Genomic DNA, 14,711 nt, shown 5'->3' with positions numbered 1-14,711 from the left:
CCCAGCCTACTGTCCCGAAGGGTGGGCAGCGGCATCCGCACTGCGAGATGAGACGGGATTCACCCCGGCGTCAGGCGTCGGCGGCACCCAGGAGCGGCACGACCGCGTCCCACAGCCCGTCGGCCACCGCCCGCTTGGTCCCGCCGACCTCGTGCACCGTGCGCCCCTCGGCGTCGACCAGCGTCACGTGGTTGTCCGCCACGCCGAAGCCGACGCCGTCGCCGACCTCGTTGACCGCGAGCAGGTCCGCGCCCTTGCGGCGTGCCTTGGCCCGACCGTGCGCGAGCACGTCGCCCGTCGCGTCACCGGTCTCGGCCGCGAAGCCGACCACGACCTGACCGGCACGCAGCCGGTCCCGGGCCAGCTCGGCCAGCACGTCCGGGTTCTCGACGAGCTCGATCGCCGCAGGGGCGCCCGCGGTCTTCTTGATCTTGGTCCCGGCGACCGCGGCGGGCCGGAAGTCCGCGACCGCGGCCGCCATGACCACGACGTCGGCCGTGCGGGCGGCGTCGCGCACCGCGTCGCGCAGCTCCGCGGTGGTCTCGACCGCGACGACGTCCGCGACCGCGGGGTCGACGGGCACGCTCACGTTGGCGGCGACGAGAGTCACGTGCGCGCCCCGCGCGGCGGCCGCCGCGGCGATCTCGGCACCCTGGCGGCCCGACGACCGGTTGCCCAGGAACCGGACCGGGTCGAGCGGCTCGCGCGTCCCGCCGGCGGAGACCACGACGCGCCGTCCGGCGAGGTCCTGCTCCCGGTCCTGGCCGCGGACGCCGCGGGCGACCTCGAGCGCGGTCGCCGCGATCTCCTCGGGCTCAGGAAGGCGCCCGGGCCCGGTGTCGGAGCCGGTCAGCCGGCCAGAGGCCGGCTCGATCACGTGGACGCCACGCGAGCGCAGCGTCGCCACGTTGGCGACGGTCGCGGGGTGCTCCCACATCTCGGTGTGCATCGCCGGGGCCATGACCACGGGGCAGCGCGCCGTCAGCAGCGCCGACGTCAGCAGGTCGTCGGCACGACCGGACGCCGCGCGGGCCAGCAGGTCCGCGGTCGCCGGCGCGACCACCACCAGGTCGGCCTCCTGGCCGAGCGCGACGTGCGGCACGTGCGGGACGTCCTCGAACACCTCGGCGGTCGCGGGCTCGCCCGAGAGCGCCTCCCAGGTGGGTGCGCCCACGAACCGCAGCGCGGACGCCGTGGGCAGCACACGCACCCGATGACCCTGCTCGCGCAGGAGACGCAGCAGGAGCACGGCCTTGTAGGCGGCGACTCCCCCGCTGACGCCGAGCAGGATCCTCATGCGGGAGCTCAGGCCTCGGCGGAGTCCGCGTCGGCGCTGGCGGAGATCGTCAGCAGGCCCTTGTCGATCTCGCGCATCGCGATCGACAGCGGCTTCTCCTGGTTGCGGGTCTCGACGAGCGGGCCCACGTTCTCCAGGAGGCCCTCGTTGAGCTGCGAGTAGTAGGCGTTGATCTGGCGCGCACGCTTGGACGCGTAGACGACGAGGGCGTACTTCGAGTCGACGCGCTCGAGGAGCTGGTCGATGGGCGGGTCGGTGATGCCCTCGGGTGCTGCGATGGTTCCGGACACAGGTTCGCTCCGTCGTTCGGGATCTGATGGGCTGCGGGCGCCGTCGCGGGCGCCCGGGGTGCGCGGGTCGCCCCGCGGCCGCGTGGCACGCACGAGCGCGCCACGGACAATTCTAGTCGTGCGTGTCCAATCCGGCGGGGACGCGCTCGATCCCCATGACGGAGACGAGCTCGTCGGCCGCGCGGTGGACCTCGTCGTTGACGATGACGTGGTCGAACTCGCTCGCCGCCGCCATCTCGACGCGCGCGGTCGCGAGGCGACGCTCGCGCTCCTCGGCGTCCTCGGTGCCACGGCCCACGAGCCGGCGCACGAGCTCGTCCCAGCTCGGCGGGGCGAGGAACACGAACCGCGCCTCGGGCATCGCCTCGCGGACCTGACGCGCACCCTGGAGGTCGATCTCGAGCAGCGCCGGGACGCCCGCGGCGAGCTTCTCCTCGACCGGGCCGCGCGGCGTGCCGTACCGGTTCATCCCGTGCACCACCGCCGACTCGAGCATCTCGCCGTCCGCGACCATGCGGTCGAACTCGTGCGTCGGGACGAAGTGGTAGTGCACGCCGTCGACCTCCCCGGGCCGCGCGGACCGCGTGGTCGCGGAGACCGAGAGCCACACGTCCGGGTACCGGGCCCGGATGTCGGCCGACACCGTGCCCTTCCCGACGGCGGTCGGTCCGGCGAGGACCGTCAGGCGGGCAGGACCGTTGTCGGCGGCAGCGGGCTGCGGCACGGCGGGTGAAGCAGAAATGTCAGCCAAACCTCTCGATGAGCGCAGCGGACTGGTGCGGACCCAGCCCGCGGACGCGGCGTGTCTCGGCGATCCCGATCTCCTCCATGATCGCACGCGCCTTGACCTTGCCGACGCCCGGCAGCGACTCGAGCAGCGCCGAGACCTTGAGCTTGCCGATGACCTCGTCGGAGTGCCCCTGCTCGATGACCTCGGCCAACGATCCCTGCGAGTACTTCAGTCGGTTCTTGACCTCCGCGCGCGCACGTCGCGCCTCGGCGGCCTTCTCGAGCGCTGCGGCGCGTTGTTCCGGGGTCAGCTGGGGAAGTGCCACGCAAGTCACCTTCTCGTCTGGTCAGATGTGCACGCACCCGACGGGCAGCGGCCCGCCGTCGTCCCTCGAACCTAGCGAGCACCCGGGAGGTCGGCAACGACAACGGCGGCGCGCCGCGCGTGTCGGTCCTGGTCAGACGTGCACGACGGCCCCCCGACCGGGTGGTCGGGGGGCCGTCGTGGTGGTGCCGGGACTCGCGCGCTCAGCCGCGCAGTGCCGCCCGCACGTCGGACGACGCCGCCGCGGCCGCGGCACGCAGCGCACCCGCGTCGGGGCCGGCGGCGAGCACGCCGCGCGACGAGGAAGCGAGCACCTGGCGTCGCGCAGCACCGAAGACCTGCGCGAGCTCGGCCGCACCGGCGCCCTGCGCACCCACGCCGGGCGCGAGCAGCGGCCCGTTGACGGCCGTCAGGTCGGTGCCGGTCGACGCCGCGGCGCCACCGATGGTCGCGCCGACGACGAGACCGACCGAGCCGAGCGGGTCGACGCCGTGGTTGAGCAGCGCGGCCTCCGACGCGATGCGGGCGGCGACCGAGACGCCGTCCTCGTCGCGCGCGTGCTGCACCTGCTCGCCCTCCGTGTTGGAGGTCAGGCACAGCACGAACACTCCGCGGCCCGAGGCGAGCGCGGCCTCGATCGCCGGCCGGAGCGACCCGAAGCCCAGGTACGGCGACACCGTGAGGGCGTCGCCCGCGAGCGGCGAGCCGTCGCGCAGGAACGCGTCGGCATAGCCCTCCATCGTCGAGCCGATGTCACCGCGCTTGGCGTCGACGATCACGGGCGTGCCCGCCGCGCGGCCCGCGGCGATCACGTCCTCGAGCACCGCGAGGCCTCGCGACCCGTGCCGCTCGAACAGCGCGGCCTGCGGCTTGAGCGCCGCGACGCGTCCCCCGACCGCGTCGACGACCCGCAGCGCGAACTCGCGCAGCCCGGTCGCGTCGTCCGCCAGGCCCCAGGCCGAGAGCAGGCCGGGGTGCGGGTCGATGCCCACGCACAACGGGCCGTGCTCGTCCATGGCCGCGGCGAGCCGCTCCCCGAAGGGCGCCCGGGCCCCGCCGGTCGTCGGGTCCACGCTCATCGGGCCGCCGCCCGCGCGTCGTGCTCCTGGAGCGAACCGACCGTGAACGGACCCTCGAGGACCGCCTCGATGCCCTGGACCGCGGCCGCGAGCTGCTGCACGGTCGTCACGATCGTCTTGTCGGCCGCGGTCGTAGCCGCCCGGATCTCGTAGCCGTCGGCGCGCGCGCCCTGGCCCGAGGGGCTGTTGACCACGAGGTCGACCTTGCCGTCGGTGATCAGGTCGACGATCGTCGGCTCGCCCTCGGGGCCGCGGCCCTGCGAGTGCTTGCGCACGACCGTGACGTCGATCCCGTTGCGGCGCAGCACCGACGCGGTGCCCTCGGTCGCGAGGATCTCGAAGCCGAGGTCCTTGAGGCGCTTGATCGGGAATACGAGCTGACGCTTGTCGCGGTCGGCGACCGAGACGAACACCGCGCCCGACGTCGGCAGGCCGCCGAACGCCGCGGCCTGCGACTTCGCGAACGCGCGCGGGAAGTCGCTGTCGTAGCCCATGACCTCGCCGGTCGAGCGCATCTCGGGGCCGAGCAGCGAGTCGACGATCGCGCCCTCGGCGGTGCGGAACCGCTTGAACGGCAGCACGGCCTCCTTGACCGCGATCGGCGCGTCGAGGTCGAGCATGCCGCCGTCGCCCTCGGCCTTGAGCACGCCCTGCGCGCGCAGCTCGGCGATCGAGGTGCCCGTCATGAGCAGCGCCGCCGCCTTGGCGAGCGGCGTGCCGGTCGCCTTGGACACGAACGGCACGGTGCGCGACGCGCGCGGGTTGGCCTCGAGCACGTAGAGCACGTCGGAGACGAGCGCGAACTGGATGTTGAGCAGGCCCCGCACCCCGACGCCGCGCGCGATCGCCTCGGTCGAGCGACGGATGCGCTCGATCTCGGCGGTGCTGAGCGACACGGGCGGCAGCACGCACGCCGAGTCGCCCGAGTGGATCCCGGCCTCCTCGATGTGCTCCATGACGCCGCCGAGGTAGAGCTCGGTGCCGTCGTAGAGCGCGTCGACGTCGATCTCCATCGCGTCGTCGAGGAACCGGTCGATCAGCAGCGGGGCGGGCAGGCCGCCGTTGGTGCTGGCCTCCTCGCCCGCGGCCTCGAGCGCACGCTCGACGTAGCCCGTGAGCTGCTCGACCGAGTAGACGATCTCCATGCCGCGGCCGCCGAGCACGTACGACGGGCGCACGAGCACCGGGTAGCCGATGCCCGCGGCGACGTCCTGCGCCTCCGCGAGCGACAGCGCCGTGCCGAACGCCGGCGCCGGGAGCCCGGCCTCGGCGAGCACGCGGCCGAACGCGCCGCGGTCCTCCGCGAGGTCGATCGCCTCGGGGCTCGTGCCGAGGATCGGCAGGCCCGCGTCGGCGAGGCGCTGGGCCAGGCCGAGCGGCGTCTGCCCGCCGAGCTGGACGATGATGCCCTCGACCGGGCCGGCCGCGAGCTCGGACTCGTACACCTCGAGCACGTCCTCGAACGTGAGCGGCTCGAAGTAGAGGCGGTCCGAGGTGTCGTAGTCGGTCGAGACCGTCTCGGGGTTGCAGTTGACCATGACGGTCTCGAACCGGTCGCGCAGGGCGAGCGTCGCGTGCACGCACGAGTAGTCGAACTCGATGCCCTGACCGATCCGGTTCGGGCCCGAGCCGAGGATGATCACGGCCGGGCGTTCGCGCGGCGCGACCTCGGTCTCGTCGTCGTACGTCGAGTAGTGGTACGGCGTCTTGGCCGCGAACTCGGCCGCGCAGGTGTCGACCGTCTTGTAGACCGGGCGCACGTCGAGCGCGCGACGCACCTCGCGGACCGTCGCCTCGCTCACGCCGCGCAGGCGCGCGACCTGCACGTCCGAGAGGCCGTGCCGCTTGGCGCGGCGCAGCACGTCGGCCGTGAGCGCCGGGGCCGCCGCGACCTCGGCCGCGACCTCGTTGACGAGCTGGATCTGGTCCAGGTACCACGGGTCGATCTTGGTCGACTCGAAGACCTGCTCGATCGTCGCCCCGGCGCGCAGCGCCTGCTGGACGCCGATGATCCGGTTCTCGGTCGGGCGCGCGATCGACGCGAGGAGCTCGTCGAGCTCCGCGCCCGCGACCGGCTCGCCGTCCCAGTGGAACGTCGAGCCCGACTTGTCGATCGAGCGCAGCGCCTTGCCGAGCGCCTCGGTGAAGTTGCGCCCGAGCGACATCGCCTCGCCGACCGACTTCATGGTCGTCGAGAGCGTCGTGTCGGCCGCCGGGAACTTCTCGAACGCGAAGCGCGGGACCTTGACGACGACGTAGTCGAGCGTGGGCTCGAACGACGCGGGCGTGACCTGCGTGATGTCGTTGGGGATCTCGTCGAGCGTGTAGCCCACCGCGAGCTTCGCCGCGATCTTCGCGATCGGGAACCCGGTGGCCTTCGAGGCGAGCGCGGACGAGCGCGACACGCGCGGGTTCATCTCGATCACGATCACGCGGCCCGTGGCCGGGTCGACCGCGTACTGGATGTTGCAGCCGCCCGTGTCGACGCCGACCTCGCGGATGACCGCGATGCCGATGTCGCGCAGCTTCTGGTACTCGCGGTCCGTGAGCGTGAGCGCCGGGGCGACCGTGATCGAGTCACCCGTGTGCACGCCGACCGGGTCGACGTTCTCGATCGAGCACACGACCACGACGTTGTCCGCCTTGTCGCGCATGAGCTCGAGCTCGTACTCCTTCCAGCCGAGGATCGACTCCTCGAGGAGCACCTCGGTCGTGGGCGAGTAGAACAGCCCCGCGCCGACGATGCGGTGCAGGTCGGTCTCGTCGTAGGCGATGCCCGAGCCGAGGCCGCCCATGGTGAACGACGGGCGCACGACCATCGGGTAGCCGAGGTCGTCGGCCGCGGCGAGGGCCTCGTCGATCGTGTGGATGATCGCCGAGCGCGCGGACTCGCCGCCGCACTTGGCGACGACGTCCTTGAACTGCTGGCGGTCCTCGCCCTTCTCGATCGCGGGGATGTTCGCCCCGATCAGCTCGACGCCGTACTCGGCGAGCACGCCCGCCTTGTCGAGGTCGATCGCCGCGTTGAGCGCCGTCTGGCCGCCGAGGGTCGGCAGGAGCGCGTCGGGGCGCTCCTTGGCGATGATCGTGGTGAGCACCTCGGTCGTGATGGGCTCGACGTAGGTCGCGTCCGCGAACTCGGGGTCGGTCATGATCGTGGCCGGGTTCGAGTTCACGAGGATGACCCGCAGGCCCTCCTCCTTGAGCACGCGGCACGCCTGGGTCCCGGAGTAGTCGAACTCGCAGGCCTGGCCGATGACGATCGGGCCGGACCCGATGACGAGGACGCTCTTGAGGTCAGTTCTGCGAGGCACCGAGGGTCTCCTTCTGGCTCGTCATGAGCTCGATGAAGCGGTCGAAGAGGTAGGAGGCGTCGTGCGGGCCGGCCGCGGCCTCCGGGTGGTACTGGACGGAGAACGCCGGGAGGTCGAGGCACTCGAGCCCCTCGACGACCTGGTCGTTGAGCCCGACGTGCGAGACCACGACGCGGCCGTACCGGCCGCCGTCGTGCGGGGCCGTCGACTCGCCGTCGAGGGGCGCGTCCACGGCGAACCCGTGGTTGTGCGCCGTGACCTCGACCTTGCGCGTGCGCCGGTCCATGACGGGCTGGTTGATCCCGCGGTGGCCGTAGCCGAGCTTGTACGTGCCGTAGCCCAGCGCGCGCCCGAGGATCTGGTTGCCGAAGCAGATGCCGAAGTACGGGATGCGGCGGTCGAGGACCTCGCGCAGCAGCTCGACCTCGACGGTCGCGGCGCCCGGGTCGCCCGGGCCGTTGGAGAAGAACACCCCGTCGGGCGCGAGCGCGACGATCTCGTCGATCGTCGCTGTGCTCGGCACGACGTGCACGCGCAGGCCGCGCTCGGCGAGCCGCTGCGGCGTCATGGACTTGATGCCCAGGTCGACCGCCACGACCGTCCCGACGAGCGCCGGGGCGTCGCCGCCGTCGACGCCCACGGGCTCGACCGTGTACGCCTCGGTCGTGCTGACCTCCTTGGCGAGGTCGGCGCCGGCCATCTGCGGGGCCGCGGCGACCTCCGCGCGCAGCTCCTCGACCGAGCGGCGGCGGCCGTCGGCCCAGAGCGCGTCGCCCGAGAAGATCCCGCCGCGCATGGTGCCGAGCTCGCGCAGGTGCCGCGTCAGGGCGCGCGTGTCGATGTCGCTGATGCCCACGACGCCCTGCGCGACGAGCTCGTCGTCGAGCGAGCGCTCCGAGCGCCAGTTCGACGCACGGCGGGCGGGGTCGCGCACCACGTAGCCGCTGACCCAGATGCGGGTCGACTCCGGGTCCTCGTCGTTGACGCCCGTGTTGCCGATGTGCGGCGCGGTCATCACGACGATCTGGCGGTGGTACGACGGGTCGGTGAGCGTCTCCTGGTAGCCGGTCATGCCGGTGTTGAAGACGATCTCGCCGACCGTGGTGCCGCGGGCGCCGTACGCGCGGCCGGTCGCGGTGCGACCGTCCTCGAGCACCAGCACGGCGGTGTCGTCGGCGGCCTGCTCAGCGGGCCGGTCCAGGGTCTGGTCGGTGGTCACGCGGGTTCCTCCCCGTGGTCGGTCGGTCGGACGAGCGCGCGGATCGCGTCCAGCAGCGCGGTGCGGTCCGCGGAGCGTCGGGTCCGCAGCCCGGTGTCGAGCAGGGTCGCGGGACGGCCGTCGGCCTCCCCCGCTCCCTCGGCCCAGGTCATGACGGCGATGCCCTCGCCGCCGACGTACTTGCCGGCCATACCGGCGGTCGTCCCCGCGTCCTGCAGCCGCTCGGCCGGGACGAACAGCGTCGGGGCGCCGGTGCGCTCGACGAGCACCCCCTCGGGGTGCACGCTCACGCTCGCGCCCGCCCGGTCGCCCAGGCCGTGCGCGCCGACGCGGGCGAGCCAGTCCCCGTGCAGCGTCGTGGAGACGTACGTCGCCTCGACCGGGCCGAACGTCGCGGCCCCGAGGGGCTCGGGCACGGCGGGCAGCGCGGGCACGACGTCGGCGCCGCGCCCGCGCAACGAGCGCAGGCCGCGCCAGATCACGAGCAGGAGCAGGAGGCCGAGCACGATCCAGATCCCGACGGCCACGGGCATGGGCAGGTTCACGCGGTCACCTCCGCGGCGGTCTCGACGGTCGCGCCGTCGAGCACGGTCGCGCGACCGCGCAGGAACGTCGCGACCACGCGCCCGGGCAGCTCGCGCCCCCGGAACGGCGTGTTGCCGCTCGCGGTCGCCTGCTGGGCGCCGTCGACGACGCGTGTCGCGGCCGGGTCGACCAGCACGAGGTTGGCAGGCTCGCCCTCGGCGATCGGGCGTCCCTGCGCCTGCGGGCCGACGTCGACGCGACCGATGCGCGCGGGCGCGCTCGACATGACCCGGGCGACGTCGGCCCAGGACATGCGGCCCGTGTCGACCATGGTCTGCTGGACGACGCTCAGCGCGGTCTCGAGGCCCGTCATGCCGAACGCGGCCGCAGCCCACTCGCAGTCCTTGTCCTCGCGCGTGTGCGGCGCGTGGTCGGTCGCGACGATGTCGATCGTGCCGTCCGCGAGCCCCGCGCGCACGGCCTCGACGTCGGCGGCGGTCCGCAGCGGCGGGTTGACCTTGAACGTCGGGTCGTAGTCGCGCGCGAGCTCGTCCGTGAGGATCAGGTGGTGCGGGGTGACCTCGGCGGTCACGTCGATGCCGCGCCCCTTGGCCCAGCGCACGATCTCGACCGACCCGGCGGTCGACAGGTGGCACACGTGCAGGCGCGAGCCGACGTGCTCGGCGAGCAGCACGTCGCGCGCGATGATCGCCTCCTCGGCGACCGCGGGCCAGCCCGCCAGGCCGATCTCGGCCGAGACGACGCCCTCGTTCATCTGCGCGCCCTCGGTCAGGCGGGGCTCCTGCGCGTGCTGCGCGACCACGCCGTCGAACGCCTTGACGTACTCGAGCGCGCGGCGCATGAGGATCGGGTCGTGCACGCACTTGCCGTCGTCCGAGAAGACGCGCACCTGCGCGGCCGAGTCGGCCATGGCCCCGAGCTCGGCGAGCTGCTCGCCCGCGAGCCCGACGCTCACCGCGCCGACGGGGTGGACGTCGACCCAGCCCGCGTCACGCCCGAGACGCCAGACCTGCTCGACGACGCCCGCGGTGTCCGCGACCGGCGTGGTGTTCGCCATCGCGTGGACCGCGGTGAACCCGCCGACGGCGGCAGCACGGGTGCCCGACGCGATCGTCTCGGCGTCCTCGCGGCCCGGCTCGCGCAGGTGCGTGTGCAGGTCCACGAGGCCCGGCAGCGCCACGAGCCCTGCCGCGTCGATCGTCACGACGTCGGTGACGTCGTCGGGCGCCGTGAGGGTGCCCGCGGGGGCGACCTGCGCGATCACGCCGTCCTGCAGCAGCAGGTCGACCTGCTCGCCGCCGAGCGGCGCGACGCCGGTCACCAGGTAGGTCGTGCTCATGAGATGGGTGCCCTTTCGGTGGAGTCGTCCCCTGCGAGCAGGAGGTACAGCACGGCCATGCGGATCGCGACCCCGTTCGCGACCTGCTCGACGATCACCGCGCGCGGCGAGTCGGCGGCCTCGGCGGAGATCTCGAGGCCGCGGTTCATCGGGCCGGGGTGCATCACGATCGAGTGCGGCGGCAGCAGCGCGAGGCGGCGGGCGTCGAGCCCGTACTTGCGCGTGTACTCGAGCGGGTTCGGGAAGAACGCTCCCCCGCCGGTGCCCGAGCCGCTCATGCGCTCCCGCTGCACGCGCAGCATCATCACGACGTCGGGAGCGACGTCGCGCAGCGTCTCGTCCAGGTGGTACGACACGTCGCACGGCCACGTGCCGACCCCGACGGGTAGGAGCGTGGGCGGCGCGACGAGCGTCACGTGCGCGCCCAGGGTGTGCAGCAGGTGCACGTTCGAGCGGGCGACGCGCGAGTGCAGCACGTCGCCGACGATCGCGACCCGCAGCCCCGCGAGGTCGGCGCCGCGCACGAGCGCGTCGTCGGGGCCCACGCGGCCGTCGGTGCGGTCGCCGCCCAGGTGCCGGCGCATCGTGAACGCGTCGAGCAGGGCCTGCGTCGGGTGCTGGTGCATGCCGTCGCCCGCGTTGACCACCGCGGAGTCGAGCCAGCCCGCGTGCGCGAGCAGGTGCGGCGCGCCCGAGGCCTGGTGCCGGCACACGACCGCGTCGGCGCCCATCGCCGCGAGGGTCAGCGCGGTGTCCTTGAGCGACTCGCCCTTGGACACGCTCGAGCCCTTGGCCGAGAAGTTGATGACGTCGGCGCTCAGCCGCTTGGCCGCGGTCTCGAACGAGATGCGGGTGCGCGTGGAGTCCTCGTAGAACAGGTTGACGACGGTCCGCCCGCGCAGCGTCGGGAGCTTCTTGATCTCGCGCGACTGCGTCGCGGCCATCTGCGCGGCCGTGTCGAGGATCGTGATCGCGTCCTCGCGCGCGAGGTCGGCCGTCGAGAGCAGGTGCTTCATCGGGCGGCCTCCGTCGTCGCGCCGGACGCGGACTGGCTGATCGTCACGGCGTCGGTCACCGGCGCGCCGTCCGCCGAGTCGACCTCCGCGAGGCGCACGCGCACGCGCTCGGACGCCGACGTGGGCAGGTTCTTGCCCACGTAGTCGGGGCGGATCGGCAGCTCGCGGTGGCCGCGGTCGACGAGCGTCGCGAGCTGCACGGCGCGCGGGCGGCCGAGGTCGTTGATCGCGTCGAGCGCGGCCCGGATCGTGCGGCCCGAGTACAGGACGTCGTCGACCAGCACCACGACCTTGCCGTCGATGCCGGACGCCGGGAGCGTCGTCGTCCCGATCGCCCGGGTCGGGTGCTTGTGGAGGTCGTCGCGGTACATCGTCACGTCGAGCTCGCCCACGAGGGACTCGACGTCGAGACCGGGCTCGACGTGCGCGAGGCGGTCGGCGAGCCGCAGGGCGAGCGGGACCCCGCGCGTCGGGATGCCGAGCAGGACGACGTCCTGGGCTCCCTTGTTGCGCTCGAGGATCTCGTGCGCGATGCGGGTCAGTGCCCGCGCGACGTCGGCCTCACCGAGGACGACCGTCTCGGTCGCGTCGCTCGGGGCAGGACTCGTGGGGGACTTCTTGGGCACAGCAGCGCCAGCGTTCATCTGGCGACCTCCTTCCCCGCCTCACCGGACGGGCCTTAAAGGATGTCTGACGGTCCCACCCTAACCCCGCGGGGTCGCGGGGCCCGGCGGTGTCCCGGCATCCGGGCGGCGAGATCGGTCACACCCGTCGGCGACCCGGCGCGGGACGCGGACGGCCCGGACGACGCACCCAGTGGGGCGACGTCGTCCGGGCCGGCGGCACGGGCGGGACTCAGCCGAGCAGCGTCGGCTTGAGGTCCAGGATCCGGCCCAGGAGGCCGTTGACGAAGTCCGGCGAGTCGTCCGTCGAGAGCGCACGGGCCAGGTCGACGGCCTCGTCGATCGCGACCGCGTCGGGCACGTCGTCGTTGTAGAGGACCTCCCACGTGCCGATGCGCAGCAGCGCCCGGTCGACCGACGGCATGCGGTCGATCGTCCAGCCGTGCGAGTACGTCTCGAGCAGCTCGTCGATGCGCTCGCGGCGCTCGAGCACGCCCTCGACGAGCTCGACCGCGTACTGGGGCAGCGACGCCTCGGTGCCGGGCTCGACCAGGCGGTCGGCCAGCAGCGTGCCGGCGTCGACCTTGCGCTGGTCGGCCTCGAAGAGGACGTCGAGGGCGCGCTTGCGCGCCTTGGTGCGAGCGCCCACGTCAGTCGTTCACACGGCCGAGGTACGAGCCGTCACGCGTGTCGACCTTGACCTTGACGCCCTGCTCGAGGAACAGCGGGACCTGGATCTCGGCACCGGTCTCGAGCGTCGCGGGCTTGGTGCCGCCGGTCGAGCGGTCGCCCTGCAGGCCCGGCTCGGTGTAGGTGATCTCGAGCACGACCGACGCGGGGAGCTCGGTGTACAGCGGCGTGCCGTCGTTCGAGGCGACCGTGACCATGACGCCCTCGAGCATGTACTTCTCGTTCTCGCCCACGACCGCGGCCGGGAGGTTGATCTGGTCGTACGTCGAGGTGTCCATGACGACGAAGTCGTCGCCGTCCTTGTAGAGGAACTGCATGTCGCGGCGGTCGACGTTCGCGGTCTCGATCTTGAGGCCCGCGTTGAAGGTCTTGTCGACCTGCTTGCCCGAGATCACGTTCTTCATCTTGGTGCGCACGAACGCACCGCCCTTGCCCGGCTTGACGTGCTGGAACTCGATGATCGTCCAGAGCTGACCGTCGATGCGCAGGACGGTGCCGTTCTTGATGTCGTTGGTCGTTGCCACGTCGATCTTCCTGTCGTGTCCGTGATGGTGACGAGCACACGCTCGCCCGGGCTGTCGCCTGTGCGGCGCCCGCGCGGGTCGACCGCTCGCGCGTGGACGCTCGTGCGTGCGGCTGCACGCGAGGGCCCCACGCACGGGCACGACGGGTCCCGGGGCGCGCAAAACTCCGTCCAGTCTAGCCGACGAGCCTGGTCACAGGACCACGATCAGCGCGAGCGCGCCGAAGCCCACGAGCCCGGACCACACGACCGAGGCGAGCGTGCCGACCACGAACCGCTCCGAGGCGCCCGGGTTGTCGCGCAGCTCGGGGTAGCGCCCGAGCCCCTTGATCGCGACGACGACCGCGATCCCGGCCGGGAACCCCGCCAGGACGCTGCCGGTGATGGCGAAGCGTTCGAGCAGCCCGACCCACATGCCGCCGCGCAGCGCCTGCACCGCGACGGCCCCCGTGGGGCCCTCCTCGGCGGCCTCCGACTCCGCGTAGGTCGTGCGCTGCGGGGCCTCGTCGGCGGACGCCCGGGCGGCGGCGCGCAGGACGGCGGGCGTGAGCCACGCTCCCCCGGCGACGCTCACCGCGAGGGCGATCACGGTCACGATCGTCGAGGTCCAGGTGATGGTCATCGGTCGGCGTCCTCCAGCAGGCGGGTGGCGAGGGGTCTGACGGCGCGCTCCTCGGCCCGCAGCGCGGCGCGCAGGCGTTGGCTGACCGCCTGGTCGCTGATCCCGAGGTGGGTCGCGACCTGCGTCTGGCTGCCGAGGCGGTCGAGCGCGTCGACAGCCTCCCACCCCGCGGGCGTGCGACGGGTGATCACCGCGCCGAGCAGGCGCAGCAGCGCCTCGATCTCGTCGGCGGCGCGCTCGTCGGGTCCGGTCACCGCGAGCGGAACGGTCGGGGCACGGGTCTTGGCGCGTTCGACGGCCTCGCGTGCGTGCAGGTACGCCGGCCCCGTCGCTGCACGCGTGCTCGCGGGCAGCGGGGTCGCGACCGCACCGATGCCGAGGCCGAGGCTCCACGCGGCGTCGCGCAGCACCGCGGCGACGACGTCGAGCACGACGGCCGCGTCGTCGAGCAGGCCCTGGAGCTCGTCGCCCACCGTGCGCTCGAACGGCAGGACGACGCCCCGGCCGCCCGTCGCACGCTCGATCGTCGCGAGGAGCGCCGGCACGCGGTCGGGCGCCCGGGTGCTGCCGCGCTGGTCGATCGTCAGGACGAACATGGATCAACCCTAGACCCTTGATCAGCGCCGATCAAGGACTGGGGCTTGATCAGGCGAGCGCGTCCGCGAGCGCCTGGACCGCGAGCCGGTACGACCCGAGGCCGAACCCGGCGATGGTGCCGGTCGCGACCCCGGAGATCACGGAGGTGTGCCGGAACGTCTCGCGGGCGTGGGGGTTGGAGATGTGGACCTCGACCAGGAGCAGGCCGGACTTGGTGACCTGCGCGGCGGCGTCGCGCATCGCGTAGGAGTAGTGGGTGAACGCGGCGGGGTTGATGATCACGTGGGCGCGGGTGTCGACGGCCTCGTGGAGCCAGTGCACGATCTCGGACTCGTCGTCGGTCTGGCGCACGTCGACGGCGAGGTCGTGCTCGTCGCCCCAGCGGGCGGCGAGGCGGACGAGCTCGGCGTAGGAGGTCGAGCCGTAGACGTCGGGCTCGCGCACGCCGAGGCGTCCGAGGTTGGGTCCGTTGAGCAGGAGCACGCTGGTCATGCGTGCAGCC

The 14,711-nt window shown here is 73.1% G+C and carries 16 protein-coding genes; all 16 read right to left on the bottom strand.

Features of this window, described 5'->3' with window-relative positions:
• Positions 1–70: 70 nt before the first annotated feature.
• The 16 genes from coaBC to CLV28_RS08440 all read right to left on the bottom strand — a co-directional run bounded on the left by coaBC (position 71) and on the right by CLV28_RS08440 (position 14,701).
• Positions 71–1,297 carry a bifunctional phosphopantothenoylcysteine decarboxylase/phosphopantothenate--cysteine ligase CoaBC gene (coaBC, locus tag CLV28_RS08515; RefSeq protein ID WP_100422853.1) on the bottom strand — a complete coding sequence of 409 codons (1,227 nt, stop codon included), beginning with the start codon at positions 1,295–1,297 and terminating at the stop codon, positions 71–73.
• A gap of 8 nt (positions 1,298–1,305) precedes the next feature.
• Positions 1,306–1,587 carry a DNA-directed RNA polymerase subunit omega gene (rpoZ, locus tag CLV28_RS08510; RefSeq protein WP_100422852.1) on the bottom strand — a complete coding sequence of 94 codons (282 nt, stop codon included), beginning with the start codon at positions 1,585–1,587 and terminating at the stop codon, positions 1,306–1,308.
• Between the two features lie 112 nt (positions 1,588–1,699).
• Positions 1,700–2,311 (bottom strand): guanylate kinase, encoded by a 612-nt coding sequence (gene gmk, locus CLV28_RS08505; protein WP_239073197.1) that lies wholly within the window; start codon positions 2,309–2,311, stop codon positions 1,700–1,702.
• 19 nt (positions 2,312–2,330) lie between these two features.
• Positions 2,331–2,642, bottom strand: a complete 312-nt coding sequence (mihF, locus tag CLV28_RS08500; protein ID WP_100422850.1) for an integration host factor, actinobacterial type — start codon at positions 2,640–2,642, stop codon at positions 2,331–2,333.
• Between the two features lie 202 nt (positions 2,643–2,844).
• On the bottom strand, positions 2,845–3,720 hold the full coding sequence (gene pyrF / locus CLV28_RS08495; RefSeq protein ID WP_100422849.1) for an orotidine-5'-phosphate decarboxylase: 876 nt from the start codon (positions 3,718–3,720) through the stop codon (positions 2,845–2,847).
• Positions 3,717–7,034 (bottom strand): carbamoyl-phosphate synthase large subunit, encoded by a 3,318-nt coding sequence (carB, locus tag CLV28_RS08490; RefSeq protein WP_100422848.1) that lies wholly within the window; start codon positions 7,032–7,034, stop codon positions 3,717–3,719. Before carB ends, pyrF begins: the two co-directional genes overlap by 4 nt.
• Positions 7,018–8,253 carry a glutamine-hydrolyzing carbamoyl-phosphate synthase small subunit gene (gene carA, locus CLV28_RS08485; protein ID WP_239073196.1) on the bottom strand — a complete coding sequence of 412 codons (1,236 nt, stop codon included), beginning with the start codon at positions 8,251–8,253 and terminating at the stop codon, positions 7,018–7,020. Before carA ends, carB begins: the two co-directional genes overlap by 17 nt.
• Positions 8,250–8,798, bottom strand: a complete 549-nt coding sequence (locus CLV28_RS08480) for a PH-like domain-containing protein (protein ID WP_239073195.1) — start codon at positions 8,796–8,798, stop codon at positions 8,250–8,252. The genes carA and CLV28_RS08480 overlap by 4 nt, the downstream gene beginning before the upstream one ends.
• Positions 8,795–10,138, bottom strand: a complete 1,344-nt coding sequence (locus CLV28_RS08475; protein WP_100422847.1) for a dihydroorotase — start codon at positions 10,136–10,138, stop codon at positions 8,795–8,797. Before CLV28_RS08475 ends, CLV28_RS08480 begins: the two co-directional genes overlap by 4 nt.
• Positions 10,135–11,154 carry an aspartate carbamoyltransferase catalytic subunit gene (locus CLV28_RS08470; protein WP_100422846.1) on the bottom strand — a complete coding sequence of 340 codons (1,020 nt, stop codon included), beginning with the start codon at positions 11,152–11,154 and terminating at the stop codon, positions 10,135–10,137. Before CLV28_RS08470 ends, CLV28_RS08475 begins: the two co-directional genes overlap by 4 nt.
• Positions 11,151–11,798 carry a bifunctional pyr operon transcriptional regulator/uracil phosphoribosyltransferase PyrR gene (gene pyrR / locus CLV28_RS08465; RefSeq protein WP_100422845.1) on the bottom strand — a complete coding sequence of 216 codons (648 nt, stop codon included), beginning with the start codon at positions 11,796–11,798 and terminating at the stop codon, positions 11,151–11,153. Before pyrR ends, CLV28_RS08470 begins: the two co-directional genes overlap by 4 nt.
• Before the next feature lie 211 nt (positions 11,799–12,009).
• A complete protein-coding gene (gene nusB, locus CLV28_RS08460; protein ID WP_100422844.1) occupies positions 12,010–12,426 on the bottom strand; it encodes a transcription antitermination factor NusB in 417 nt (138 codons plus the stop codon).
• A 1-nt stretch (position 12,427) separates the two neighbouring features.
• The gene (gene efp, locus CLV28_RS08455; RefSeq protein WP_100422843.1) at positions 12,428–12,991 is read right to left on the bottom strand and encodes an elongation factor P; all 564 of its coding nucleotides are present in this window, start codon (positions 12,989–12,991) and stop codon (positions 12,428–12,430) included.
• 192 nt (positions 12,992–13,183) lie between these two features.
• Positions 13,184–13,612: a hypothetical protein gene (locus CLV28_RS08450; protein WP_100422842.1), complete on the bottom strand. Its 429-nt coding sequence runs from the start codon at positions 13,610–13,612 to the stop codon at positions 13,184–13,186.
• Complete coding sequence (locus CLV28_RS08445) at positions 13,609–14,208, bottom strand: SatD family protein (protein WP_100422841.1); 600 nt, start codon at positions 14,206–14,208, stop codon at positions 13,609–13,611. The genes CLV28_RS08450 and CLV28_RS08445 overlap by 4 nt, the downstream gene beginning before the upstream one ends.
• A 49-nt stretch (positions 14,209–14,257) precedes the next feature.
• On the bottom strand, positions 14,258–14,701 hold the full coding sequence (locus CLV28_RS08440) for a type II 3-dehydroquinate dehydratase (RefSeq protein WP_100422840.1): 444 nt from the start codon (positions 14,699–14,701) through the stop codon (positions 14,258–14,260).
• Between the last annotated feature and the right edge of the window lie 10 nt (positions 14,702–14,711).

Origin of the sequence: Sediminihabitans luteus (assembly GCF_002797595.1) — a bacterium.
Classification (GTDB): Bacteria; Actinomycetota; Actinomycetes; order Actinomycetales; family Cellulomonadaceae; genus Paraoerskovia; species Paraoerskovia lutea.
The sequence above is the reverse complement of the archived record's forward strand: the minus strand, read 5'-3'. Positions and strand labels throughout refer to the sequence as shown.